Annotated in this window: 23 protein-coding genes; 15 read left to right on the top strand and 8 right to left on the bottom strand. The window is 61.2% G+C overall.

Translation table 11 applies throughout. The features are described 5' to 3' along the window. Positions 1 to 41: 41 nt before the first annotated feature. On the bottom strand, positions 42 to 1,553 hold the full coding sequence (locus QQJ98_RS03215; protein WP_284323886.1) for a bifunctional metallophosphatase/5'-nucleotidase: 1,512 nt from the start codon (positions 1,551 to 1,553) through the stop codon (positions 42 to 44). Between the two features lie 144 nt (positions 1,554 to 1,697). On the opposite strand from QQJ98_RS03215, the gene QQJ98_RS03210 reads away from it, so the two are divergent. From QQJ98_RS03210 to QQJ98_RS03180, 7 genes are all read left to right on the top strand, one after another. Beyond that, a complete protein-coding gene (locus QQJ98_RS03210) occupies positions 1,698 to 2,036 on the top strand; it encodes a DUF952 domain-containing protein (RefSeq protein ID WP_284323885.1) in 339 nt (112 codons plus the stop codon). Beyond that, positions 2,033 to 3,088 carry a quinone-dependent dihydroorotate dehydrogenase gene (locus tag QQJ98_RS03205; protein ID WP_284323884.1) on the top strand — a complete coding sequence of 352 codons (1,056 nt, stop codon included), beginning with the start codon at positions 2,033 to 2,035 and terminating at the stop codon, positions 3,086 to 3,088. Before QQJ98_RS03210 ends, QQJ98_RS03205 begins: the two co-directional genes overlap by 4 nt. Next, a complete protein-coding gene (locus tag QQJ98_RS03200; protein WP_284323883.1) occupies positions 3,079 to 3,525 on the top strand; it encodes a GNAT family N-acetyltransferase in 447 nt (148 codons plus the stop codon). The genes QQJ98_RS03205 and QQJ98_RS03200 overlap by 10 nt, the downstream gene beginning before the upstream one ends. Positions 3,526 to 3,646: 121 nt before the next feature. After that, positions 3,647 to 4,876, top strand: coding sequence for a tryptophan synthase subunit beta (gene trpB, locus QQJ98_RS03195; RefSeq protein WP_284323882.1), 1,230 nt, complete (start codon positions 3,647 to 3,649; stop codon positions 4,874 to 4,876). A gap of 278 nt (positions 4,877 to 5,154) precedes the next feature. Beyond that, entirely contained in the window at positions 5,155 to 5,640 is a 486-nt protein-coding gene (locus tag QQJ98_RS03190) for a PepSY domain-containing protein (protein ID WP_284323881.1), read from the top strand. A gap of 123 nt (positions 5,641 to 5,763) precedes the next feature. Continuing rightward, positions 5,764 to 6,297, top strand: a complete 534-nt coding sequence (locus QQJ98_RS03185; RefSeq protein ID WP_284323880.1) for a hypothetical protein — start codon at positions 5,764 to 5,766, stop codon at positions 6,295 to 6,297. Positions 6,298 to 6,358: 61 nt separating this feature from the next. After that, the gene (locus QQJ98_RS03180; protein WP_284323879.1) at positions 6,359 to 6,880 is read left to right on the top strand and encodes a helix-turn-helix transcriptional regulator; all 522 of its coding nucleotides are present in this window, start codon (positions 6,359 to 6,361) and stop codon (positions 6,878 to 6,880) included. On the opposite strand, the gene QQJ98_RS03175 is transcribed toward QQJ98_RS03180, so the two are convergent. Together QQJ98_RS03175 and QQJ98_RS03170 are read right to left on the bottom strand one after the other, a co-directional pair. After that, a complete protein-coding gene (locus QQJ98_RS03175) occupies positions 6,865 to 7,233 on the bottom strand; it encodes a DUF2237 family protein (RefSeq protein ID WP_284323878.1) in 369 nt (122 codons plus the stop codon). The genes QQJ98_RS03180 and QQJ98_RS03175 overlap by 16 nt on opposite strands. Positions 7,234 to 7,254: 21 nt before the next feature. Next, the gene (locus QQJ98_RS03170) at positions 7,255 to 8,466 is read right to left on the bottom strand and encodes an FAD-dependent oxidoreductase (protein ID WP_284323877.1); all 1,212 of its coding nucleotides are present in this window, start codon (positions 8,464 to 8,466) and stop codon (positions 7,255 to 7,257) included. Between the two features lie 115 nt (positions 8,467 to 8,581). On the opposite strand from QQJ98_RS03170, the gene QQJ98_RS03165 reads away from it, so the two are divergent. Further along, positions 8,582 to 11,362 carry a DUF2339 domain-containing protein gene (locus tag QQJ98_RS03165; protein WP_284323876.1) on the top strand — a complete coding sequence of 927 codons (2,781 nt, stop codon included), beginning with the start codon at positions 8,582 to 8,584 and terminating at the stop codon, positions 11,360 to 11,362. On the opposite strand, the gene QQJ98_RS03160 is transcribed toward QQJ98_RS03165, so the two are convergent. Beyond that, positions 11,339 to 11,755, bottom strand: a complete 417-nt coding sequence (locus tag QQJ98_RS03160; protein WP_284323875.1) for a group III truncated hemoglobin — start codon at positions 11,753 to 11,755, stop codon at positions 11,339 to 11,341. The genes QQJ98_RS03165 and QQJ98_RS03160 overlap by 24 nt on opposite strands. A gap of 210 nt (positions 11,756 to 11,965) precedes the next feature. Here QQJ98_RS03160 and ileS point away from each other — a divergent pair, with 210 nt between their 5' ends. Continuing rightward, entirely contained in the window at positions 11,966 to 14,929 is a 2,964-nt protein-coding gene (gene ileS / locus QQJ98_RS03155; RefSeq protein ID WP_284323874.1) for an isoleucine--tRNA ligase, read from the top strand. A gap of 178 nt (positions 14,930 to 15,107) precedes the next feature. On the opposite strand, the gene QQJ98_RS03150 is transcribed toward ileS, so the two are convergent. Beyond that, the gene (locus tag QQJ98_RS03150; protein ID WP_284323873.1) at positions 15,108 to 15,299 is read right to left on the bottom strand and encodes a DUF1127 domain-containing protein; all 192 of its coding nucleotides are present in this window, start codon (positions 15,297 to 15,299) and stop codon (positions 15,108 to 15,110) included. A 130-nt stretch (positions 15,300 to 15,429) separates the two neighbouring features. Here QQJ98_RS03150 and QQJ98_RS03145 point away from each other — a divergent pair, with 130 nt between their 5' ends. The 3 genes from QQJ98_RS03145 (at position 15,430) to QQJ98_RS03135 (ending at position 17,720) form a co-directional block, all read left to right on the top strand. After that, a complete protein-coding gene (locus tag QQJ98_RS03145) occupies positions 15,430 to 16,305 on the top strand; it encodes a LysR family transcriptional regulator (protein WP_284323872.1) in 876 nt (291 codons plus the stop codon). 11 nt (positions 16,306 to 16,316) lie between these two features. Then, the gene (locus QQJ98_RS03140) at positions 16,317 to 16,751 is read left to right on the top strand and encodes a methylated-DNA--[protein]-cysteine S-methyltransferase (protein WP_284323871.1); all 435 of its coding nucleotides are present in this window, start codon (positions 16,317 to 16,319) and stop codon (positions 16,749 to 16,751) included. 108 nt (positions 16,752 to 16,859) lie between these two features. Further along, entirely contained in the window at positions 16,860 to 17,720 is an 861-nt protein-coding gene (locus tag QQJ98_RS03135; RefSeq protein WP_284323870.1) for an EamA family transporter, read from the top strand. Between the two features lie 96 nt (positions 17,721 to 17,816). Here the strand turns inward: QQJ98_RS03135 and QQJ98_RS03130 are convergent, their stop codons facing one another. The 3 genes from QQJ98_RS03130 to QQJ98_RS03120 are packed head-to-tail and all read right to left on the bottom strand — an operon-like array spanning position 17,817 to position 20,177. Then, positions 17,817 to 18,515 (bottom strand): CDP-alcohol phosphatidyltransferase family protein, encoded by a 699-nt coding sequence (locus tag QQJ98_RS03130; RefSeq protein ID WP_284323869.1) that lies wholly within the window; start codon positions 18,513 to 18,515, stop codon positions 17,817 to 17,819. A gap of 49 nt (positions 18,516 to 18,564) precedes the next feature. Continuing rightward, entirely contained in the window at positions 18,565 to 19,488 is a 924-nt protein-coding gene (locus QQJ98_RS03125; RefSeq protein WP_284323868.1) for a tyrosine recombinase XerC, read from the bottom strand. Then, positions 19,485 to 20,177 (bottom strand): DUF484 family protein, encoded by a 693-nt coding sequence (locus tag QQJ98_RS03120; RefSeq protein WP_284323867.1) that lies wholly within the window; start codon positions 20,175 to 20,177, stop codon positions 19,485 to 19,487. Before QQJ98_RS03120 ends, QQJ98_RS03125 begins: the two co-directional genes overlap by 4 nt. A 252-nt stretch (positions 20,178 to 20,429) precedes the next feature. On the opposite strand from QQJ98_RS03120, the gene QQJ98_RS03115 reads away from it, so the two are divergent. The 3 genes from QQJ98_RS03115 to QQJ98_RS03105 all read left to right on the top strand — a co-directional run bounded on the left by QQJ98_RS03115 (position 20,430) and on the right by QQJ98_RS03105 (position 23,936). Beyond that, a complete protein-coding gene (locus QQJ98_RS03115) occupies positions 20,430 to 22,553 on the top strand; it encodes a primosomal protein N' (RefSeq protein ID WP_431307788.1) in 2,124 nt (707 codons plus the stop codon). Positions 22,554 to 22,580: 27 nt separating this feature from the next. After that, positions 22,581 to 23,474 carry a 50S ribosomal protein L11 methyltransferase gene (locus QQJ98_RS03110; RefSeq protein ID WP_284323865.1) on the top strand — a complete coding sequence of 298 codons (894 nt, stop codon included), beginning with the start codon at positions 22,581 to 22,583 and terminating at the stop codon, positions 23,472 to 23,474. 111 nt (positions 23,475 to 23,585) lie between these two features. Continuing rightward, positions 23,586 to 23,936: a hypothetical protein gene (locus QQJ98_RS03105; RefSeq protein WP_284323864.1), complete on the top strand. Its 351-nt coding sequence runs from the start codon at positions 23,586 to 23,588 to the stop codon at positions 23,934 to 23,936. Positions 23,937 to 23,940: the final 4 nt, after the last annotated feature.

The raw sequence follows: 23,940 nt of genomic DNA, 5'->3' as shown, positions 1-23,940 counted from the left end.
GGAAGTTTCAGTTGGCGTGAAAGTTCACGCTTTCGTGATAATCAGGGTGCAAGGGGTTTGATGCGGCCTTCGACCATGGGCTTTACCGTGCCGGATTTCTCGACATAGCGCATCACATCGGTGGCAACCAGATTGCCCGCACCGGTGTCAGTGATCAGTCGGCCACCGCCAAGACTGCTGTAGCCGTCGCCGCCGCCCAAGATGTAGTCGTTGACCGCCACCTTGTAGAGCGCATCGGGGTTCAGGGAGGAACTGCCGACCATCACCTCGGACACGCGGGCACCCGGTTCTGCAGAGGCGTCATAGACAAAGCTGACCCCCGAAACTTGCGCAAAGCGGCCTGCGCCTTTTTCAACCTGTGACACGCCATTTTCCAAAGCGCCCAGCAGCTGGCTGCCGGGCAGTTCGGTCAGCACGGTGACATTGCCGAAGGGCAGTTCCGTCAGAATATCACGGCGGGTCAGTTTGCTGCCCGCGTCATAGGTGCGGTCACCGCGGATGCCGCCGCCGTTCATGATCGCCACATCTGCCCCAGTGGCAGCAACCATCGCGTCGGCAATCAGGTTGCCCATCGCGGATTCCGCGGCGCGCACGATGTTGCGGCGGCTGTCCAGCGCGGTTTCAGAGGTGCCGATTTCCACATTCAGGGTTTCATCAAGGCCTGCTGCCAGCTTGTCGACCATGGCTTGCGTTTCGGGATCGGGCTGCACCGTCGCGGTGTCGATGAAACGGAAGGCTGGGGTCCAACTGATCTCGCGTTTGCCATCGTTCTGGGCGATGTCGATGGTCAGATCGACCGGTGAGAGAAACTGGCCGTCAATCGAAGTTTCAACATAGGCGGTCACGCCATCATAGGCGGTGGCATAGGAGTGATCATCGCCTGACAAAATCACGTCAAATGCGTGCGATTTCATCAGTTTGCGGTCATTGTCCATATCTGTCTGCACCACGCCTATCACAAGATCGGCACCATCAGCGCGGGCGGCTTTTGCGGCGGCAATCGCTGTGCTGACCGAAGGCAGGAATTTAAGATCCCCGGTCGCTGCGACAGAGGGCGAGGTGTCTTGCGCCACCGGGATCAGTGCGACTTTCAGCCCGGCGATGTCTTTGACCATCACGCCGCCGACGCCTTGCAGCGGGCTGCCATCGGCATTGGTGATATTGATGGCGGCCCATGGGTATTTTGAGGCTTTCACCTTTTCGAGAAAATTCGCCGGGCCAAAGTCGAATTCATGATTGCCGGGGATGGCAAGGTCGAAGGGCACGAGATTGGTCAGATCAATGGTGTTCTGACCCTTGTCAAAGCCAGACAGCAGGGACGGAGACAGCATATCGCCATCAAACAGGTAGAGCGTGTTGGGATTGGCGGCACGCTCGGCCCGGGCGACGGCGTTCAGGCGGGCAAAGCCGCCACGGCCATCTTCCTCGGTGAAGTTATAGACATCGCCGACGCCCAGCAGGGTCAGTTTGACAGTCTCTGCTGGGGCTGCGAACGGCAGCAGGGCTGTGGTCAGGGCGAGCAGAGTGCGGTGCATGGCGGGCGGCTGGGGCATGGCGATCTCCGATACGGCGGTTTGTGGCAGTTTGAAGCTTGCGGTTGAGTCTGTCAAAGAGCGGCTTGGCACGAGATGGGGTTTGGCGGTGATGCGCCGATGCAGATGCTTGACCGAAAGTGCTGGGCAGGGCATGAGGCGGATATGCTGATTTACAAGATATTCCGGCGCGTCGAATGGGACGCTTTTCGTGCAGCGGGCGTGACGGCCGGTGCGCCTGTCGATCTGGCCGATGGCTTTGTGCATTTCTCGGGCGCGCCGCAATTGGCGGAAACGGCGGCGAAGTATTTCGCAGATGTGTCCGATCTGGTGCTGGTGGCCTGCGAGACGGATCGTCTGGGCGATGCGCTGAAATGGGAAGCCTCACGCGGGGGGGCGTTGTTTCCGCATCTGTATCGGCCTCTGGTTTTGGCCGATGTGGTTTGGGACAAATCACTGCCTTTGGGGGCGGCGGGGCATATCTTTCCGGAGGGCGTGTTTTGATCGAAGCTTTGGGATTGGCGGTTCTGCATCGGTTTGATCCCGAGCGTGCGCATGGGTTGTCGTTGCGCGCACTTTCGGCAGGGCTGGTGCCATTGCCGGGGGTGATCACCTCGGATCGGTTGCGCAGCAGGGTGGCGGGGTTGGATCTGGCCAATCCGGTGGGCTTGGCTGCGGGGTTTGACAAGAACGCGACCGCTGTTGGGCCGCTTAGCCGCGCGGGGTTTGGCTTTGTCGAGGTGGGGGCAGCCACGCCGCTCCCGCAATCGGGGAATGTGAAGCCTCGGCTGTTCCGGCTGACCGAGGACCGCGCGGTGATCAACCGCTTTGGGTTTAACAATGAAGGTGCCGAGGTGATCGGGGCGCGGCTCTCGTCGCGGGTTCGGGGCACGGTGCCGGTGGGGCTGAACCTTGGCGCGAACAAGGATTCGGCGGACCGTGCGCAGGATTTCGCGCGGGTGCTGGCGGTGTGCGGGCCGCATGTGGATTTCGCCACGGTGAATGTGAGTTCCCCCAATACCGAGAAATTGCGCGATTTGCAGGGGCGGGCGGCGTTGGCGGCGTTGCTTGCGGGGGTGATGGAAACGCGCGCGGGGCTGGCGCAGCCGATCCCGATTTTCCTGAAGATCGCGCCCGATTTAAATGAGGATGAGCTGGCCGAGATCGCCGAGGTGGCTTTGGCTTCGGGCTTGTCGGGGATCATCGCGACCAATACCACCTTGTCGCGGGCAGGTTTGAAAAGTGCTGACAAGGGCCAGATGGGCGGGCTTTCTGGGGCGCCGTTGTTTGAAAAATCCACAAGGGTGCTGGCGCAGCTTTCGGCTTTGACCGAAGGCAAGCTGCCGCTGATCGGGGTGGGTGGGATTTCCAGCGCCGAAGACGCTTATGTGAAGATCCTTGTTGGGGCGAGTGCGGTGCAGTTTTACAGCGCGATGGTGTATCAGGGGATTTCGCTGGCGGGCAAAATTGCGCGCGGTTTGGATGCGCTGCTGGCGCGCGATGGCTATGCATCGGTCGCTGATGCTGTTGGGCAGGGGCGGGCGCAATGGCTGTAAGCTTTCGCGATGCCCGCGCCGAGGATGTCGCGGCTTTGGTTGCAATGCTGGCGGATGATCCTTTGGGGCAGGCACGCGAAGGCGATGATCTGGCACCTTATCTGGCCGCGTTTGACGAGATCGCCGCCAATCCGATGCATCAGTTGATTGTCGGCGAAACTGCGGGCCGGATCGTGGCGACGTGTCAGCTGACGATTCTGGCCGGACTGTCACGACAAGGCGCCAAGAGGGCGCTGGTCGAAGCGGTGCGGGTGGTGGCCGATCTGCGCGGGCAAAGGATTGGCGAAGCTTTGATGGCGGAATGTGAGGCCCGTGCGCGGGCGGCGGGGGCTTCGGTGATCCAGTTGACCACCGACAAGACCCGGACGCGCGCCCATGCGTTTTATGATCGCCTCGGCTATAGCCCCAGCCATATCGGCTATAAAAAACCGCTTTAGGGCATCCTCTCTGCGCAAATATCCTCGGGGGGTGAGCCCGCAAGGGCGAGGGGGCCGACAGCCCCCTTTCCCCCGCAGCCCAAGGGCGCTAAACCCAATCGAACAATCGGGGAGATCAGCGATGGAAGACGGCATCAACAGCTTTATGACCGGGCCAGACGAGCAAGGCCGCTTTGGCAAATTTGGCGGGCGGTTTGTGTCGGAAACCCTGATGCCGCTGATCCTTGATCTGGAAGAGCGCTACGAATTCGCCAAGACCGATCCGAGCTTCTGGGCGGAAATGGATGACCTGTGGAAGCATTACGTCGGGCGGCCTTCGCCTTTGTACTTTGCGCCTCGGCTGACCGAGCATCTGGGCGGTGCCAAGGTCTATATGAAGCGCGACGAGCTGAACCATACCGGCGCGCATAAGATCAATAATGTGCTGGGGCAGATCATTCTGGCCCGTCGTATGGGCAAGACCCGGATCATCGCCGAAACCGGGGCGGGGCAGCATGGCGTTGCGACGGCGACGGTTTGCGCCAAGTTCGGGCTGCAATGTGTGGTCTATATGGGCGCGCATGATGTGGAACGCCAAGCGCCGAACGTGTTTCGGATGCGGCTTTTGGGCGCGGAAGTGATTCCGGTGACCAGTGGTCGCGGCACGCTGAAAGATGCGATGAACGATGCCTTGCGCGATTGGGTGACCAACGTGCGCGATACCTTCTATTGCATCGGCACGGTGGCCGGGCCGCATCCTTACCCTGCGATGGTGCGCGATTTCCAAAGCATCATCGGCAAGGAAGTCCGCTGGCAGTTGGCCGAACAGGAAGGCGAGGGCCGTCTGCCCGATACCGTGGTGGCGGCCATCGGAGGTGGCTCGAACGCGATGGGGCTGTTCTATCCGTTCTTGGATGATCCATCGGTGAACATCATTGGCGTGGAAGCAGGCGGCAAGGGCGTTGACGACCGCATGCAGCATTGCGCCAGCCTGACCGGCGGTCGCCCCGGCGTTTTGCATGGCAACCGCACCTATCTGTTGCAGGACAATGACGGACAGATTCTGGAAGGCTTCTCGATCTCGGCTGGCCTTGATTATCCGGGCATCGGGCCGGAACATTCCTGGCTGCACGATATGGGCCGCGCCCAATATGTCAGTATCACCGATGCCGAGGCTTTGGAGGCGTTTCAGCTGTGTTGCAAGCTGGAGGGTATCATCCCAGCGCTGGAACCCAGCCATGCCTTGGCGCATGTGATGAAGATCGCGCCGACCCTGCCTGCCGACCATATCATCGTGATGAACATGTGTGGGCGCGGCGATAAGGACATTTTCACCGTCGCCAAGCACCTTGGCTTTGATATGAAGATCTGAAGCGAAACCTTTCGCACGATCAAGCCGCGCCGCCGCAAGGTCGCGCGGCTTTTTGCTGGGCAGTCTGTGCGAAGGCTTTCGCAGCTTTGCAAAGCGGCGCGCGCCATAGCCGTAAACTTTCGGCCATTTTGCCTAAACTGCGGTTTAGCGGCGCAAACTTTGGGCCGAAGCGGGCGGGGGTAAACTCTGCGCCAATAGCCAGCCGGGGGCTTTGGCTGTCATCGCTGATCCTGTCGCCGCGATTGGCGCTTTTGGTAGGGCAGCACAAAGGAAACCCGATGAAACTGACAGCAAACCCCCTGATGATGACCGCATTATTTGGCCTGTGGGCCAGCACGGCACAGGCCGCAATCACCACGCAAGATGTGGTGAAAACCTATCAGGACGCGGCCTATTCGCATATCGATGTCAAGGAAGGCCCCACCCAGATCAAGGTCGAGGCCGTCAAGGATGGTGTGAAGGTTGAAGTTGTTTACGACAAGGCCAGCGGTGCAGAAGTGAAGCGCGAAACCGAGACGACGGGCTCTACCGTCGGCGGCACCGGGGTCGAGGTTTCGACCGAGGATGACGATTTCACCGATGATCACGGGCGGCATCATGGGCACGATGATGACTCGGATGATGATGGCTCGGACGATGACTCTGACCATGATGATGGCGATGATCATGGCGGCAGCGGTCATGATGGTGGCGACCATGATGGTGGCGATGATCACGGTGGCGATCATGATGGCGGTGGTGATCACGACAGCTCTGACGACTGATGTGATCAGAGACCAAGCTTGATCAGAGGCCAAGCACGCCGGGTTCGACACAAAGCTTGTCGGCGTGCTTGGCTTGCGTGATACTACAGGCAAAGCGGCAATGTGTGCCGTTGAAGGACGAAGATGGACCGCAGATCGTTTCTACGTCTGTGCGCTGGCGGTCTTGCTGGTGCAAGCTTTGGTGTGCTGCCGGGGGCGGCATGCGCTGACAGCTATCAAAAATCGGTGGTGTCGCAGTTGCGCCGGCAGGGCTACCGGCAGATCAATGTCGAGCGCACCTTGCTGGGCCGGGTGCGGATCGTCGCGGCACGTGGCGGTGGTTTGCGCGAGATTATCCTGAACCCGCGCACCGGCGAAATTCTGCGCGATGTCTTGTTGGCGGCGGATGGTCAGGTGATGCCCGAGATCGCTGGCGGCGACAACTCTGGCAAAGGCAGTTCCGGGGATGATGGATCGGACGATGACGATGGATCGGACGGGGATGAAGGTTCGGACGATGGTGGCTCCGACGATGGTGGCTCCGACGATGGTGGCTCCGACGATGATGGCTCTGACGATGATGGCTCCGACGATGGATCGGATGATCATGGCGGTTCCGGGCATGGCGGATCTGGTTCTGGCGGCAGTGGTTCGGGCGGCGACGGCGATGACGACTGAGTGGGGCAGCTTGCTGCCAAAGCAGTGTGGCATGATCGACCTTAAGAAACTTGGAGCCTAAGTGAGACATCCGGCTTTCGTCTTTGCGATCTTTCTATTGCAGGCGGCTTGCGCGATTTTCTTCGTGTCGGATATTTTGTCGTCTTTCATCGGCATCACCACCACGCCGCTGCCGTGGGAGCTGCGTGAAATCATGGAGATCTGGGCCGCGCTCGGGCTGATCATCGGCGTGGTGCTGGGGGCAATTCTGCTGCGCCGCGCCATCCTTGACCGTCGCCGGGCCGAGACGCGATTGCGCCGGGCCTCGGGAGCGTTCATGGGGCTTTTGGCCGAGCGGTTTGGCGAATGGGGCCTGACGCCCGCCGAAAAGGATGTGGCTTTGTTCGCGATCAAAGGCATGTCCACTGGCGAGATCGCCGCTTTGCGCAACACCTCGGAAGGCACAGTCAAGGCGCAGACCAATGCGATTTATCGCAAGGCCGGGGTCAGCGGGCGTTCACAATTGCTGTCGCTGTTCATTGAAGATCTGATGCGCGACGAGGCGGGAACGCTGCGTCTGCCAGAGTCTCAATCCGCCGCGTAGATTTGCAATGTTTCCAGCGTCACCACATCCAGCGTGCGTTGGTGGGTTGATTGCAGCTTGACCAGCGGGGCGACGCCTTCGTCATGGGCTTGCAAAAATCGGCCTGCGCACAAGCACCATTGATCGCCGGGCTTTAGCCCTGCAAAGCCATATTCGGGGCGCGGCGTGGACAGATCATTGCCCAAGTATTTGGAATAGGCCAGAAACTCGGCAGTCATCAGCGCGCAAACCGTGTGCAGCCCCTGATCCATTGGCCCGGTGTTGCAGCAGCCATCGCGGAAAAATCCGGTGACGGGGGCGGTTGAGCAGCTTTCCAATGTGCTGCCAAGCACGTTCAAAGATGGGTCGCGCATCGGGGCTCCTTTCGGCAGAACCTAGCGGTTGGGCGGGGTAAGTCCAGTGCTTTGCGGCCAATTCATTCCGGCGACGGGGGGCAGCATGGTGCCAGAGACCAGCGCCGTCAGAAACCTGTTGATCGGCCACAGCGTTGCCATCGGGGCCAGCAGATGATCGCGCAGGCGGGGCAGAGTGGTGCTGTGCGATTGATACATCGGGGTAAAGGCCGCTGACATCGCCTGATAGGCCCGGACATGCCAGCGGCGCATCTGGGCATAGCGGGGCAGGGCCTCATCAATCGGAAGGCGCAGGGCTTGGGTCAGCGCGAAGGCGTCAAGCAGCGCCATGTTGGCACCTTGGCCCAGTTGCGGGCTGGCGCGATGGGCGGAATCGCCGATGAAAGCCAGCGCCTGCGCGTAGGGGCGGCGCAGCGTGCCGTGGCTGTAGCGGGCGGGCGTGAGATCGGTGGGGCTTTGCAGGGTGGTCAGGAACGGCGCCATCTGCGGCCAAAGTTCGGAGACTTCGGCTTTCCAGTGGTTCAGGTCTTGGTGGGGCCAATCATCCAGTTTGGCACGCGGCACCGACCAAAAGACGGCCGCGCGCGGGGTCGGATCATCGGGCAACTGTCCAATGGGCAACACCCCAGCCATATGGCGGGCGGCTTGATAGCGCTGCGTCAGCTGATTGCGCGGCAGGTCTGTCTGCGCCGGCCACGGCACTGTGCCCCAAACCGCGCCATAGCCCAAGGGGCGGGCTTGCATCGGCGACAGGGTTGATCCCGCGCCCGAGGCGTCGATCACCAGATCGAATGGGCCAAGCGGGTCGGCATGATCACGCAGGATCAGGCGTTTGCTCTCGGACAGCGGGGCAGCCACGCAGCCCGCGCCGGTTTCCAAGGTGATCCCCGCGGCAATGGCTGCATGCCACAGCACCGAAAACAGGCTGGCGCGATGGATCGCAAGGCCGGGGGCATCTGCGCGGTAGGAAACATCCAGCACGCAGCGCTGTCCGGCATGGCCAAGCATTTGGGCAATAGGTGCGCCATAGGCGCGGGCGTCGGCCCCGATCGCGTCCAGCACGGCAAGGCCGACAGGCTGCAGCACAAGCCCCGATCCCAATGGCTGCGGGGTGGCAAAACGCTCGGCCAAAGTGACGCGGTGGCCTGCTTTCGCGCAGAGGGCTGCGGCGGCAAGACCACCGATCCCCGCGCCGATGATGCCGATGTTCAGCGGATGCGATTGTTGGCTCATATCCGCATTTGCGCGATTTTGTGGTGGGGCGGCAAGCCCTATCGGGTGCGAGATTCCCCACTGTGCAGCAGGACTTGCGGCGCTTATGGTGGCGGAAATTGCGAGGAGTGCGGGAATGGACGGCTTGCTGGTTCTGCTGGGTCTGGTGGCACTGGCCATCCCGGTTGCAATTGTTGCGCTGCTGATTGGTCAAGCGGGCCTGCGCCGTCGTGTGGCGGAGCTAGAGCAGCAGTTGGCGAGCCATGCCGCGCGGTTGCAGGATATGGTGGATGGTGCGGCTGGCATGCCCATGGTGCCAACCCAGCCCACGCGGGTGATTGCAGAGCCGCAGCAAAGCGATGTGGTTTTGGCTGAGCCCGCTGCGGTGGATGCGGCGACGGCTGACATATCGGCTGTGGTGCCGCAACCCACACGGCCCTTGACCCCGTGGGAGCGCGCAACAGGCGGCGCGAAAGCGTCCGAAGATGCTGCGGCTGGCGTTTCGGCCCCTGTGGCCGCGCCAAAACCCGCCGCTGGCCCCAGCGCGGTTGCGCGGCTGGCGGAGTGGCTGAAGGCGAATTGGGTCTATGCGATCTCGGCGGCATCACTGGCGCTGGCTGGGGTGTTTTTCGTACAATATGGCATTGAGAACGGGTTGCTGCCGCCGGGTCTGCGGGTGCTGTGCGGGATTGCGTTCGGGCTGTGCCTGATTGGCGCGGGCGAATGGCTTCGCAGGCGTTCCGGTGATAGCGAAGAGGTGGCGACGGCCTATCTGCCCTCGGTCTTTGCGGGTGCGGGGCTGGTGTCGATGTTCGCAGCCGTGCTGTCGGCGCGGCTGATGTATGGGTTGATCGGACCGCAGATGGCGTTTGTGGGTCATGTGGCGACCGCGGTGTTGGCGCTGGTTTTGGGCTGGTTCTATGGGCCTTTGCTGATCGCGGTGGGCCTGCTGGGCGCGTTTGCAGCACCCTTTGTGGTGAATGGTGGCAGTGGCGCGGCACCTTGGCTTTACGCGTATTTCGCGGTGATTGCAGCTTTGGGTCTGGGGGTCGACACGCTGCGGCGCTGGGCTTGGGTGTCGGTACTGGCGCTGGTTCTGGGCTATGCGGGCGGATGGCTTTCGATGATGGCCGGGGCTGGCGTCGCAGGCTGGGTTTGCCTGTTGCTGGCACTGGCAATGATGGCGGTGGCGATCCCCGAGCGCGGCTTGGTGCCGCGTCAGGCAGGGCCTTCGCTGTTGCTGGCAGGGCTTGGCAGCGTCAGGCCGCCATTTCCGGTGCTGTTGGCGGGCGGGGCGGCTTTGGCCTCGGCCTTGGGGTTGGTGCTGCTGGCGGGTGCTGCAAGCGGCGAGGCGATGTTGGCCTTTGGCGGGCTGACAGTGATGGCTTTGGCCTATGTGGTTTGGGCCGAGAAGGCCGAGGGGCTGGCCGATCTGGGGGTGATCCCTGCGGTTGGGTTTTGGCTGATGCTGGCGCAGATCGGCAGCTCGCATATGCCGTTGAAATGGGATTTTCTGGCTGCGGCAAACCGAGGCGCCGAGGTGGCGGCACCACTGACGATCAGTTGGCTGGTTGGTATGGCTGCGCTGATTTCGGCGGCTTTTGCGTGGCGATCACGGCAAGAGGGGGTGCTTGCACTGATACAGGGGGCTGCGGCGGCGCTGGTGGCCCCTGTGGTGGTGGCAATTTTAGCGCTGCTGTGGCTGCCAGAGGTGGTGATTGGCGCGTATCCATGGGCGCTGCATGTGATGGCGGTGGCAGCAGGGATGGTCGTGCTTGCAGTGATGTTTGCGCGTGGCGAGGATCGGCGCAGGCCAGCTTACGCCACACTATCGGCGCTGTCCTTGATCGCTTTGGCGCTGTTTCTGGTCACCACCAATACCGCCCTGACTTTGGCCTTGGCCCTTTTGGCGCTGGTGGCGGCGGAGTTGGATCGACGGTTTAAACTGCCCGAGATGGGCTGGTTCATTCAGGCAGCGGTGGCGGTTTTGGGCTATCGCTTGCTGGCCGATCCGGGGCTCGACTGGGCGTTTGAGGCTCCGCTGACGCAGGTGTTGCTGGCCTTTGTCGGGGTGATTGCGGCGCTTGTGGCGGCGTGGCGAATATTGCCCGAGGGGCGGGTGTTGCCGAAGGGCGTGCTCGAGTCAGCTGCGGCAGGGCTGGCGGCGATTTTGGCCAACATCCTAATCACGCGCTGGGTTTTGCCGGAAGGGGCGTTTGGCAATTATGACACCTATTGGTCGATCAGCCTGAATGGGCTGCCGTGGCTGGTGCTGATGCTGATGCAGATTTACCGCGCACGGTTGGGCGGGGTGCTGCTGCGGTTGCGGCAAGCGATTGCTGTGGTGGCTGGAGGGCTGACTTTGGGCGCTTTGGCGTTGGCGGTGGGGCCGTTCAATCCGCTGTTCAGCTCCTACGCTGAAGATCCCGGTGCTTTGGTTCTGGGGCCGATGGTTTTGGACACGCTGCTCCTGGCCTACGGCGTGCCGGGTCTGATCTTGCTTGCGGCGGTGTGGAAGCTGCCGGGGTTGGGGCGGCGGTTGCAGTTGGGGTTTCTTGTTGTGGGGCTGGCGCTGTTGGCTTTGTATGTCGGGCTGGAGATCAGGCGGTTCTGGCAGGGCGATTGGCTGGGCGCGTATGGTATGAAGCAGGGTGAGCTTTACTCCTACACGCTCGCGCTGATGCTGTTGGGCGCGGGGCTGCTCTATCAGGCGATTGCGCGGCGCTCTGGCAGCTTGCGGCGGGTGGCGATGGCGGTGATTGGCCTGACCATCGCTAAGGTATTCCTGCTGGATGCTGCGGGGCTGACGGGCCTGACGCGGGTGGTCAGCTTCTTGGGGCTTGGGCTGTGCTTGGCGGGGCTGGCGTGGCTGAACCGCTGGGCGGGCGAGGTTTCAACGCAAAAGCGGGACACCTGAGGCAGTCTTGGCGCTATCGACCAGCCCATAGCGTAAGCCACGGCCAATGCGGTGGGCGAGGGTGGACCACGCCTGCGCGGTCTCGGGCGGCAGTTCGGCTGCAAGGGTGGCGTCGAACAAAGCCAGCCAAGGGTCAAACATGCTGGGATGCACATTGCCTGCGGCCTTGTGGACGGCCATCGGGTTGCCGTCATAGCCACGCTGAAACAGGATGGCGTTGCGCCAGAACAGGGCGATTTTCGTCTCATGTGCGGGCCAGTCTGCCACATGCGCTGCGAAAATCGGCGCCAAGCTCGGATGGCGGCGCACGCTGTGATAAAACGCGGCCACCACGGTGTCGATCTGCTCTGGCGCGATCGGAAAACGGGCGAGGGGGTGGGTCTGCTGTGCCATTTCCACAGGTTCGGCGATTTGGTGGTGGCCTGCAAGGACACGCAGAGTCGCAGGGGCTTTGACCTTTCCCGCAGCCTTTCCTATAAGGCGCGGATGGACCGCATCTTCGCGCGCATATTCCGAATTATCAGCCCGGCGCTCTGAGCTTTCAGACGCCGGGATTTTGGTGCGTTGCACCCCTCCGATACCCCTATTCCAAGGACTGCCGCGATGTGCGCTGATGTGACTGCTGACTATTCCAACACCGTCTTCTTGCCCGAAACCGATTTCCCTATGCGGGCGGGCCTGCCTGCGCGCGAGCCTGATTGGCTGGCACGCTGGGAAAAGATCGGGGTCTACGACCGCCTGCGCGAGAAGGCTTTGGCCGATGCGCGCACGCCGTTCACCCTGCATGATGGCCCTCCTTACGCCAACGGCCATCTGCATATCGGCCATGCGTTGAACAAGATCCTGAAGGATATGGTGGTGCGCTCGCAGCAGATGATGGGCAAGGATGCCCGCTATGTGCCGGGCTGGGATTGCCACGGGTTGCCGATCGAATGGAAGATCGAAGAGCAATATCGCGCCAAAGGATTGAACAAGGACGACGTGGATGTGGTGGCCTTCCGTCAGGAATGTCGCAAATTCGCTGAGGGCTGGATCGACGTGCAACGGTCGGAATTCAAACGGTTGGGCGTGACGGGGAAGTGGGAAAAGCCATATCTGACGATGGATTACCACGCCGAAGCGGTGATCGCGGATGAGTTTATGAAGTTCGTGACCAACGGGAGTTTGTATCAGGGGTCTAAGCCGGTGATGTGGTCGCCGGTCGAGAAAACCGCGCTGGCCGAGGCGGAGATCGAGTATCACGATCATACCTCGCACACGGTTTGGGTGCGGTTTCCGGTGGTTGCTCTGGACCAGATCAACAACCCGGCTGTTCTCAGTCTTCAAACAGGAAATGAAGACAGAGGTGAACTTCTAAATTCCCTTGGCAAAGCCTCCATCGTTATTTGGACGACGACGCCATGGACCATCCCGCAAAACCGCGCTGTTTCTTACAGCCCGAGTATCTCTTACGGGATGTATAAAGTTGATAGCGTGGAAGAAAACAGCACTGCCAAGGTTGGCGAAGTGCTGTTGATGTCCGATGCGCTGATGGAAGGAATCGCCAAAGCGTCCCGCTGTAGTTTGACCCGCCTGTGCGGCGTTGGTCACTTGGATGGCGTCACGCTCGCCCACCCCTATCGCGGTATCGAAGGTGGCGCGGGGGAGTGGGATTACGATGTTCCGCTGCTTCCCGGCGAACATGTCACCGATGATGCGGGCACCGGGTTTGTCCATACGGCACCCAGCCACGGTGATGATGACTATCAGATGGGCCTCAAGTTCCAACTACCGATGACCTACAACGTCGAGGCGGATGGCTCGTATCGTGCCGACCTGCCGCTGTTCGGCGGGCAGTTCATCATCAACGCCGAGGGCAAAGAGGGGGCAGCGAACGTCAGCAATATCAAGGCGCTGCATGCGCAGGGCGCGCTGCTCGCCAAGGGCAAGGTCAAGCACAGCTACCCGCATTCCTGGCGCTCGAAGGCGCCGGTGATCTATCGCAACACGCCGCAGTGGTTTGTCGCCATCGACAAGCCGCTGGATGACGGCATGTCGACCTATGGCGACACGATCCGGACCCGCGCGCTGAACTCGATCAATCAGTTGGTGACGTGGACGCCGATTGCGGGTCGCAACCGGCTTCATTCGATGATCGAAGCGCGGCCCGATTGGGTGCTGTCGCGGCAGCGCGCTTGGGGTGTGCCGCTGACCTGCTTCACCAAAGTCGGTGCAAAGCCGACCGATGCCGACTTCATCTTGCGCAATCAAGACGTGAATGCGCGGATCAAGGAAGCGTTCGAGGCCGAGGGCGCGGATGTTTGGTATGTGCAAGGATTCAAGGAAAAAGTCCTGCACGGCATCGTTGATCCGTCGCGTTATAACCAAGTGTTCGATGTGTTGGACGTGTGGTTTGACAGCGGCTCGACCCATGCTTTTGTGCTGCGCGACCGCGAGGATGGTTCGGCTGACGGTATCGCCGACCTCTATCTGGAAGGCACCGACCAGCATCGCGGCTGGTTCCATTCGTCAATGCTGCAAGCCTGTGGCACCAAGGGCCGCGCGCCGTATCGCGGCGTGCTGACACATGGGTTTACACTGGATGAGAAGGGCATGAAGATGTCCAAATCCATCGGCAACACCGTCGCCCCCGAGGAAGTCATCAAGGAATACGGCGCGGATATTCTGCGGCTGTGGGTGGCGCAAAGCGACTACACGGTGGATCTGCGCATCGGTAAGGAAATCCTGAAAGGTGTCGCTGACAGCTATCGCCGCTTGCGCAACACGATGCGGTTTTTGCTGGGGAATTTGGCGGGCTTTACCGAGGCTGAAAAGGTCGCCCATGCCGATATGCCGGAACTGGAGCAGTGGGTTTTGCACCGTCTGGCGGAACTCGATGCCGAGGTGCGGGCAGGCTACGCGCGCTATGATTTCCAAGGCGTGTTCCAAAAGCTGTTCACCTTTGCCACCACGGACCTCTCGGCGATCTATTTCGATATCCGCAAGGATTGCCTGTATTGCGACCCCGCAGACAGCCAGCGCCGCCGCGCGGCACGCACGGTTTTGGACATCGTGTTCCACCGTCTGACGACCTGGCTGGCCCCGGTGCTGGTGTTCACGATGGAGGAGGTTTGGCTGTGTCGCTTCCCCGGTGAGCAATCCTCGGTGCATCTGATCGACATGCCGGAGACGCCTGCGGAGTGGATGCAGCCCTCATTGGGCTTGAAGTGGGACGAAATTCGCAGAGCCCGGCGTATGGTTACTGCGGGTTTGGAAGTTGAAAGAACAAATAAGGTGATCGGATCATCACTTGAGGCTGCTCCAATAGTTTACGCGGCTCCGGATTTGGCAAGAGTTCTAAGATCAGTAGATTTTGCAGAGATTTGCATCACCTCTGGCATCGAGATTAAATCAAACGAACTTGCTCCAATGTCAGCTTACAGACCATTGAATGTGGTGAATGACCTGCAGGTTGATTTCAAGCATGCGGACGGTGAGAAATGTCAGCGCTGCTGGCGTATCCTGCCGGACGTGGGCAGCCATAAACACCCCGGCACCTGCCAGCGCTGTAACGACGCGTTGGGCTGATCGCAAAGCTGCCCCGGACTTGATCCGGGGCCTTTTGACAGCCCCAGTCGCCCCGGTTCAAGTCCGGAGCAGCTTGGGTTGCGCGACAGCCGTGCATAAAAAAACGGGCAGAGGCTGCACCTCTGCCCGTCAAGTCGTCAGGAAACTTTCTGGTGTGAGATTTTCGGACGTGAGATTCTCAGGCGTGCAGGGGCGCGTAGACGTCAAAGCGCGGCTGTGGCTGCAGGGGGGCTGCGATCAAAGCCTGAACCTCGGCCCGCGTCAGGCCGATATCCTCAAGCAAATGATCGTCGGCGCGGCGCAACAGGCCGCTGATCGACTGACGCAAGGCGTGGCGCTGGCGCAGATTGGCGAGGATGAAACGGATCATGGCGGACTCCTTCAGGGGCGGTTTGATCGGACGGCTTCGGTTCGGATAAGCCTGTTTTGCCCGAATCCTTGACATAAGACAAACGCATAGAAATTATGCCTGCCATCAGATTCATAAATGGCAGCTAGCGATGATCCCCCTTGATAGTGACCTGATGCGGGCGTTTCTGGCGGTGGTGGATACTGGGTCGGTGACGGCTGCGGCGGATCGGGTGGGGCGGACTCAATCGGCGGTGTCGATGCAAATTCGCAAGCTGGAGGAAAGTCTGGGCCAACCGTTGTTCACCCGCCTGCCGCGCGGCGTGGCGCTGACGCCACGCGGCGCCCAACTGCTGCCCTATGCCCGTCGCGTCACCAGCCTGCTGGACGAGGCCGCGACGGCGTTGCGGGAAAAACCGCTGGCGGGGCCGGTGCGGATAGGCATCCCAGATGAATATGCCGAGACGATTTTGCCGCGCGCTTTGGCCGCGTTTTCGGAACGCCACCCCGGCGTCGAAGTCACGGTGCGCTGCGATTTCACCGCACCGCAGCAGGCGGCGTTGGACGACGATCAGCTTGATCTGGCGGTGATCTATGACAGCAGCCACACCTCGGGCGACGAGGTTTTATGTGTTGATCCAACGGTTTGGGTGACATCCATCGCGCATGCGCAGCATTTGCAGCAACCGGTGCCGGTGGGGGTTTATTTCCGGTCAGACTGGTGCCGGGATTTCGCGCTGCGATCCTTGGATCAGCAAAGCATCCCGTGGCGGGCGGCGTTTGAATGTGACACCTCGGCCAGTCTGCGGGTGGCGGCGCGGACCGGGCTGGCAATCTCGCCTTTGTCGCGCAGTACGATTCCGCTGGGCTGCCGAGAGTTGACCAATGCCGATGGCTTTCCCATCGTGGACCGGGCGCGGGTGGTGCTAAAGCGCAATCCGCGCGGTGGATCGGCGGCGATTGAGGGGCTGGCGGAAATGCTGCGCGAGGCGTTTCGACCGCTGGCGACGGGTGGGGTGCTGGCGTGATGCAGGCCGGGATGCACAGCCCGCTCGGGCCGATCAGCGTCACCGAAGCGGGCGGAATGATCACGGCGCTGCATTGGCAGGTGGGGCCAGCGCCCGCTACGCCGCTGCTGGCCGAGGCCATCGCACAACTGACGGCGTATTTTGACGGTCGATTGACGGCGTTTGATCTGCCGTTGGATTTTTGCACGGGGTTTTCCGAGAAAGTGCGCCGGGCTATGGCGGCAATCCCCTATGGGCAGACGCGGGCTTATGGCGATCTTGCACGCGAGATCGGCGCACCAGCGCAGGCGATCGGGCAGGCCTGTGGCGCGAACCCTATTCCGGTGTTGATCCCCTGCCACCGAATTTTGGCGGCAAAGGGATTGGGCGGTTTTTCGGCGAAAGGTGGCGTTGAAAGCAAGGTGTTTCTGCTGAAGCTGGAGGGTGCCGCCAGCTTGCTGATCTGAGCAAGCCTTCCGATCTGATCTGGCCTTATCGGCGCGGTCACGCCGGATATTGCCGCCGTGGCAAAGGCTCTGTAACAGTTCTGTAAAATTATTCAGGGCGGGCTGATTTTGAGTTTTGCAATCCTGCTGGCCGTGCTCGGTTCAGCCTTCCTGCATGCCCTTTGGAACGCATTGATCAAGACCGGGACGTCGCGGCTGGGTGCGATGATCATCCTGTCGATTGGCGAGGTGCCGATTGGCCTTGCGGTTGCCAGTTTCTGCCCGCTGCCCGCGCCCGAAGTGTGGAAATGGGTGCTGATGGCAGGGTGCGCGCATTTCTTTTACAAATCCTTCCTGACCTATGCTTACGAGCATGGCGATCTGTCCCGCGTCTATCCGATTGCGCGCGGATCAGCGCCGTTGATTGTGGCTGTGCTGGGGCCGCTGCTGGCGATGCTTTGGCCCAATGCGATGCCGGCCGATGCGCTCAGCCTGCATGAATATGCCGGGATTTTCGTGCTGGGGGCGGGGATTTTGCTGATGGCGCAGGGGATTTTTGCTCAAGGTGAAAACCGCAAAATGCTGCCGTTTGCGCTGGGGTCGGCTTGTGCCACGGCCAGCTATACCCTGCTGGATGGTCATGGCGCGCGGGTGGCAGGCGATGCGATTGCTTATGTGGCTTGGGTTTTTGTGGTTGACGGTTTGATGTTTGCCACCGGCATGCTGGCCTACAAGGGCCTCGATGTGCTGCCGCGCGACCGTAAGGCCTGGGGCGTTGGCATGATTGCGGCGGCGGCGTCTTATGGTGCCTATGGCGTGTCGGTCTGGGCGATGACCAAAGCGCCGATTGCTGTGGTTGCAGCAGTGCGCGAAACCTCGATCCTGTTTGCGGTGCTGATCGGTTGGCTAGCGTTTGGCGAGCGGATGACCAAAGGCAAGGCCATAGCCTCGGCGGTGATCGTGGGCGGGGTTATCCTCACCCGCCTCTGATCGCTACAATTTTACTAAAATTTGCTTTCATCTGTTCCTAAATATCCCGGGGTCCGGGGCTGGCCCCGGCTTGGGTTTGCCCCATTGCACCCGCGTTTAATGCGCGTGACGATCCGGCACGATCTGCTGCGCAATGCCCGCCAGACACAGATACAGCGAGGTGATCACCAAGCCCCAATGCGCCAATGATCCTTCGGAAAAATTCATCCAAGCCGCCCAGCCCGCAAAGATCACCCAAGCCAGCGACATGGGCAGTGTCACCCAGCGCCAGCGTTTGGTGCGGGTGGGGTGGACGAATTTCAGGTTCAAGAACATCCCCGAGGTCAGCAGAATCACGAAAAACAGGATCACCCATTGCGAGGGATCCACCGCGAACAGCACCAGCACCACCATGTTCCAGCAGGCCGGAAAGCCGGAAAAGCTTTTGTCCTTGGTTTTCATCCGGGTGTCAGAGAAGTAAATGACCGAGCCGTAGCAGATCGCGATGATGGCAAACCAACCGGTCCAGCCATCCAGCATGCCCGATTTGAACAAAGCATAGGCCGGGATGAACACATAGGTCAGGTAATCGACGATCAGATCCATCAACACCCCGTCATAGATCGGGAAGTTGTTCGGCGTATCGTAGCGCCGCGCCAAGGGGCCGTCGATGCCATCAACGATCAACGCGAACACCAACCACAGGAACATCACCCGCCAATTGCCCTCGACCGCCGCGAGCATGGCGAACATCGAAAGCACCGCGCCAGTGGCGGTCAGCAGGTGGACGGAGAGAGCTTTAAGACGAATATCCATGCTTTGTGATCGCTCAAATCGGGATTCGGGGCAAGGGTTGGGGTGAAAATCAGGCGCGAGGATGCGCTTTTTCGTAGACTTCCATCAGACGGGCGGCGTCCACAGCCGTATAGGCTTGGGTGGTGGACAAGGACGCATGGCCCAGAAGTTCCTGTATGGCGCGCAGATCTCCGCCTGCAGACAACAGATGCGTGGCAAAGCTGTGGCGCATCGCATGCGGGGTGGCGGTGGCGGGCAAGCCCAGTTGCAGCCGCGCCTTTTCCATCACCAAGGCGATCAGGCGGGGGTTCAATGCGCCACCGCGCGCGCCGCGAAACAACGGCGCGTTGCGGGTGAGATCATAGGGGCATTGGCGGGCATATTCGGCGATGGCCGCGCGGGTGGCGGGCAAGGTTGGCACGATACGCTCTTTGCCACCTTTGCCGAGGATGCGCAGGGTGTCTGGCAGCGGGTGTACTGCCCCGGTCAGACCCAGCGCCTCGGATATCCGCAAGCCGCAGCCGTACAGTAGTGTCACCACGGCGACGTCACGGGCGGCGATCCAGTCATCGCGTTGCGCGCCGACTTGGTCGATCATATCGCGCGCGCCTTCGACGCTCAGCGGTCGCGGCAGTTTGCGGCGGAATTTCGGGCTTCGGGCCGACAGGACCGCGGTGGCGTCGACGTTTTCGCGGTCAGCCACCCAAGCGATGAAATTCTTCACGGCAGAGAGTGCGCGCGCGAGGCTGCGCGCGGCGATGCCCCGGCCGCGTTCATGCGCCATCCAAGACCGCAGATCGGATTGATCGACATGTGCGATTGCGCTGAGGCCCGCGGCTTCGCCATGATGGCTGGCCAGAAAGCCGAGAAATCCGGTGACATCGCGCGCATAGGCGGTCAGCGTATTGGCGGCGGCGGCGTCCAAAGCGCGCAGATGATCCAGCCAACGTGCCAGCGCGTCACGCTGAGCGGCCGAGATCAGCAGCGCGTTCATGACAGCCAGCGCCGCATGGTGCGCTCAAAAACGCCCGCGAAAAATGCCAGCAAATCAGTGCCATGTGTGGGTTTGAACTGATGCGGGTCTTCCGCGCCCAACACCAGCATACCGGGCAGGCGTCCCTTGCCGAAATCAAGCTTCATCAAGGCTTCGGACCTGATCCAGCCTGCGCGTTCGCCATAAAGCGCATCGGATTCCGGCAGCACCTGCCGCAGCACCACCGGGCGTAGCGGCACATTGCGCCCGCCCGAGATATACTCGCCGACAAAGCCCGGCTCGGCGACATAAAGCACGTCGCCGAGTTTGCGCAGGGCCGGGTCTTCGGCATCCTGCACCGATTCCAACACCAGCCGCACGCAATCAACGCGCAGGGTCCCTGCCACATCAGAGGCGAGGGTTTTCAAAAATTCCTCGAAACTAAGCGGGTCCATCATCTGCAAAATCGCCCGATGCACCTGATTGGTGCCGGCGAGATTTTCGTAGGCCGCTGCAATCACCGTGCGGTGGGTGTCTTCCAAGCGGTCAAGCCGCCCCTCCAACCGCTCCATCGCGATGCCGCGCAGATCGACGATATTGCTGCCCATCAACCGCTCATTCGCGCCGATCAGGGCGTTCATCACATCGCGGTCTTCCAGCAGAACCTCGGGTTCCGCGAGGATTTTGTCGCGCAGCTCTGGGTCGATCATGCTTGGCCTATCCCTATTTTCAGCAATTATAGCAGGTTAGAGAAAATTCTGCCTATCTTTCCTGTCAGCCGCCACAGTTTCGCAACAGCTTAGGCCGCAAAGAAAGTCTCCCTGCTGGCCTTCGCGTGCCTTGCGACGGATTGGCTGGGGGTTTACCTCAAACAGGCGAAAAGAAAAGGGTGGATAGTGGTCGAGCGGGTCTATCAGGCGGGGGAATTGGTCGGCGTGCTGACCACCGAGCCTTTGGGCCGTATGCTGGATTACAAAGCGCCCGAGGGCGGTTGCGGTGACGGTGATTTCGTTGAGGTGCCCTTGGGGCCGCGCCGCGTCATTGGCGTGGTTTGGGGCAAGGGTGAAGGCAAGTTTGATCCGGCGCGGATACGCTCGGTCAATCGGGTGCTGGACGCCGCACCGATGCGGGCCGAGTTGCGGTCGTTTCTGACGCGGGCGGCGGAATATACGCTGACGCCGATGGCCGCGATGCTGCGGCTGGCAACCCGCGCGCCGGGGCTGGGCGATCCGCCGTCGATGCGCAAAACCTATGTCTTGGGCCCGGTGATCCCCAACCAAATGACAGAAGCGCGGTTTCGCGTGGTTGAGGCGTTGCGGCGGTTTGGCAGCGCCCCCGTGACATTGGGCGAATTGGCCGAGGAAGCGTCCTGCGGGCCCACGGTGGTCAAGGGCCTTGTCAAGCTGGGCGTGGTTCTGGAGCAGGACGCGCCGCGCGATCTGCCCTATCCGCCGCTCAATCCGGTGACGAATACGCGGCTCGCGGGCGATCAGGTCAGCGCCGGGGATGCGCTGGTGGCACTGGTCGCGCAGGGCGGCTATTCCGGCACGCTGCTGAAGGGTGTCACCGGGTCAGGCAAAACGGAAGTGTATCTGGAGGCGGTGGCGGAGTGTTTGCGCCGCGGGCGGCAGGCGTTGGTGTTGCTGCCCGAAATCTCATTGACCGCCGATTTTCTGACGCGGGTGCAGACGCGGTTTGGCGCGCGGCCCGCGGAGTGGCACTCGGGTGTCACGATGACCGAGCGGCGGCGGTTGTGGCGGATGGTGGGGCAGGGCGAGGCGTCTTTTGTGGTCGGTGCGCGCTCGGCCCTGTTCCTGCCGTTCCGCGATCTGGGGCTGATCGTGGTCGATGAAGAACACGACACATCCTACAAGCAGGAAGAAGGCGTGTTCTATAATGCCCGCGATATGGCGGTGTTGCGGGCGGCGATTGTGGGTGCGCCGATCGTTTTGGCGAGTGCGACCCCGTGTCTGGAGACTTGGGCGAATGTTGAGGCGGGCAAGTATGGCCGTCTCGATCTGGGCGCGCGGTTTGGGGCGGCGGAACTGCCGGATATGCAGGCGATTGATATGCGGGCGCAAAAGCTGGCCGCGAATTGCTGGATTTCACCGAAACTGGCGGCTGAGGTGAAGGTGCGGATTGAACGGAAGGAGCAGTCTTTGCTGTTCCTGAACCGTCGCGGCTTTGCGCCGATCACTTTGTGCCGTGCCTGTGGCCATCAGGTGGGCTGCGATGATTGCGATGCGCGGATGGTGGAGCATCGGTTTTTGAACCGTCTGCAGTGCCACCAATGCGGCGCGACCAAACCGATTCCAACCGAATGTCCGGCCTGCAAGGTCGAGGGCAAGATGGCTCCGGTCGGCCCCGGTGTGGAGCGGTTGGCCGAAGAAGTGGTGGCTTTGTTCCCCGATGCCCGCGTGGCGGTGCTGTCGTCGGATCTGTTCGGCTCGGCCCGCGCATTGAAAGAGCAGATCGTGGCGATTGCCGAGGGGGCGGCCGATATCATCATCGGCACGCAGATCGTGGCAAAGGGGCATAACTTTCCGCTGCTGACGCTGGTGGGGGTGATTGACGCCGATCTGGGGTTGCAAGGCAGCGATTTGCGCGCGGCGGAACGCACGTTTCAACTGATGCGGCAGGTGGCGGGGCGGGCAGGGCGGGCGGATAAGCCGGGCACAGCGCTGTTGCAGACGTTTCAGCCCGAGCATCCTGTGATCCGCGCGATCTTGGGTGGAGATGAAGAGGCATTTTGGCGGGCGGAGGCCACAGAGCGGCGGATGGCGGGCGTGCCGCCTTATGGCAGGATGGCAGGTATTATCCTCTCGTCGCCCGATGTGGCGCAGGTGTTTGATTTCGGGGCAGAACTGGCCCGCCGCGATGGGCCGCTTCGCAAAATCGGTGCGCAGGTTTACGGGCCAGCGCCTGCTCCGGTGGCGCGGGTGCGGGGGCGGCATCGGGTGCGCTTGCTGATCAAGGCCGAGAAAACAGCCCCCTTGCAGGCCGCAATTGCCGAATGGGTGGGGCAATTCAAACTGCCGAACAACCTGCGGCTTTCCATCGACATTGACCCGCAAAGCTTTTACTAGGGCTTCGACCCTAGATTGGACGCCAAAATGCCCACTTATACCGCTTTGACCACCTTGATGGGCGAAGATGCCGCCAACGCCCTCGCCGAAGCCATCGAGAAGATGGAGCCGGAACCCACAGGCGTGGGTGTGTTTGAGATCGAGGACGATTCAGGTCTGTGGGAAGTCGGCGCGTATTTCCTTGAGGCCCCGAATGAGGCGGTCTTGGAATTGCTGGCGATGGCCTTCGATGCCAAACCTTTCGCCTTGTCGGAACTGCCCGAGATCGACTGGGTCGCCAAAGTGCGCCGCGAGTTGTCGCCCGTCGAGGCGGGGCGGTTCTTTGTCTATGGCAGCCATGACGCCGACAAGGTGCCTGCCGACAAGATCGCGCTGCAGATTGAGGCGACGGTGGCGTTTGGAACGGGGCATCACGGCACGACTCTGGGCTGTCTGCGGGCGTTTGATCGGCTGTATGGCGAAGGCTTCCGACCGGCCAAGGTGGCCGACATCGGCTGCGGCACCGCGGTGCTGGCGCTGGCGGCTGCGGCGGTGCTGCCTGATGCTTTGGTGCTGGCCTCTGATATCGACGAGGTTGCGGTGGATGTGGCCGAGGCCAATGTCGCCATCAACCATATGGAAGGCCGCATTGAGACGATGGAGGCCGCAGGCTTCGCGCATCCGCGTCTGGCCGAAGCTGCGCCCTATGACTTGGTGTTCGCCAATATCCTGAAAGGCCCGCTGGTCGAACTCGCGCCTGATATGGCCAAACATCTGGCACATAACGGCCTTATTATCCTGTCAGGTTTGCTTGTGGTTCAGGCCGATTCGATCACCGCCGCCTATGTTGCCAACGGTTTCACCCCGGAAGCCCGCGAAGATCTTGGCGAATGGTCATGTCTGGTGATGCGGCGCAACTTAGAGGCGAAACTAAGTCAGTGATGGCGGTATTAGCGGCGAAATAACGGCAGTTTTAAGCATCTGCCCAAGTTTTGCCACAATCCGCTCGTACGGAGCAATCAGGCGGGGGCCAATGAATGTGGAGTAATTCGGATGGCCGACCCGAATCTGGTAGATTTTTACAGCAATGTTGCGCGCTTTGAGAAAAAGCGTGCCAAAGGCTATGGTTTTGACGCCGCCGGGACGCTAGGGCGTTCCTATTTCAACCCGCCTGCTCGCAAACGCCGCTCTTATCTGATGCCTCTGCTGATGGTGCTTTGTGCTGGGTTTGGCCTGAAAGGCATGATCTATCAATCTGTTGGCCCGAAATCTTATGATCAGCGCGTGCAGGCCTTGCAGGTTGGTGAAGGCTTTGATCGGTTAGGCGGCTGGTTGATGCAGGCGGATCCGGTGACGGTGTTCGTGGCGGGCAAGATCACCGAAGGCTTGGCTTCTATCAAATAAATCA

Source organism: Cypionkella aquatica, assembly GCF_030161095.1.
Lineage (GTDB): Bacteria > Pseudomonadota > Alphaproteobacteria > Rhodobacterales > Rhodobacteraceae > Cypionkella > Cypionkella aquatica.
The sequence above is the reverse complement of the archived record's forward strand: the minus strand, read 5'-3'. Positions and strand labels throughout refer to the sequence as shown.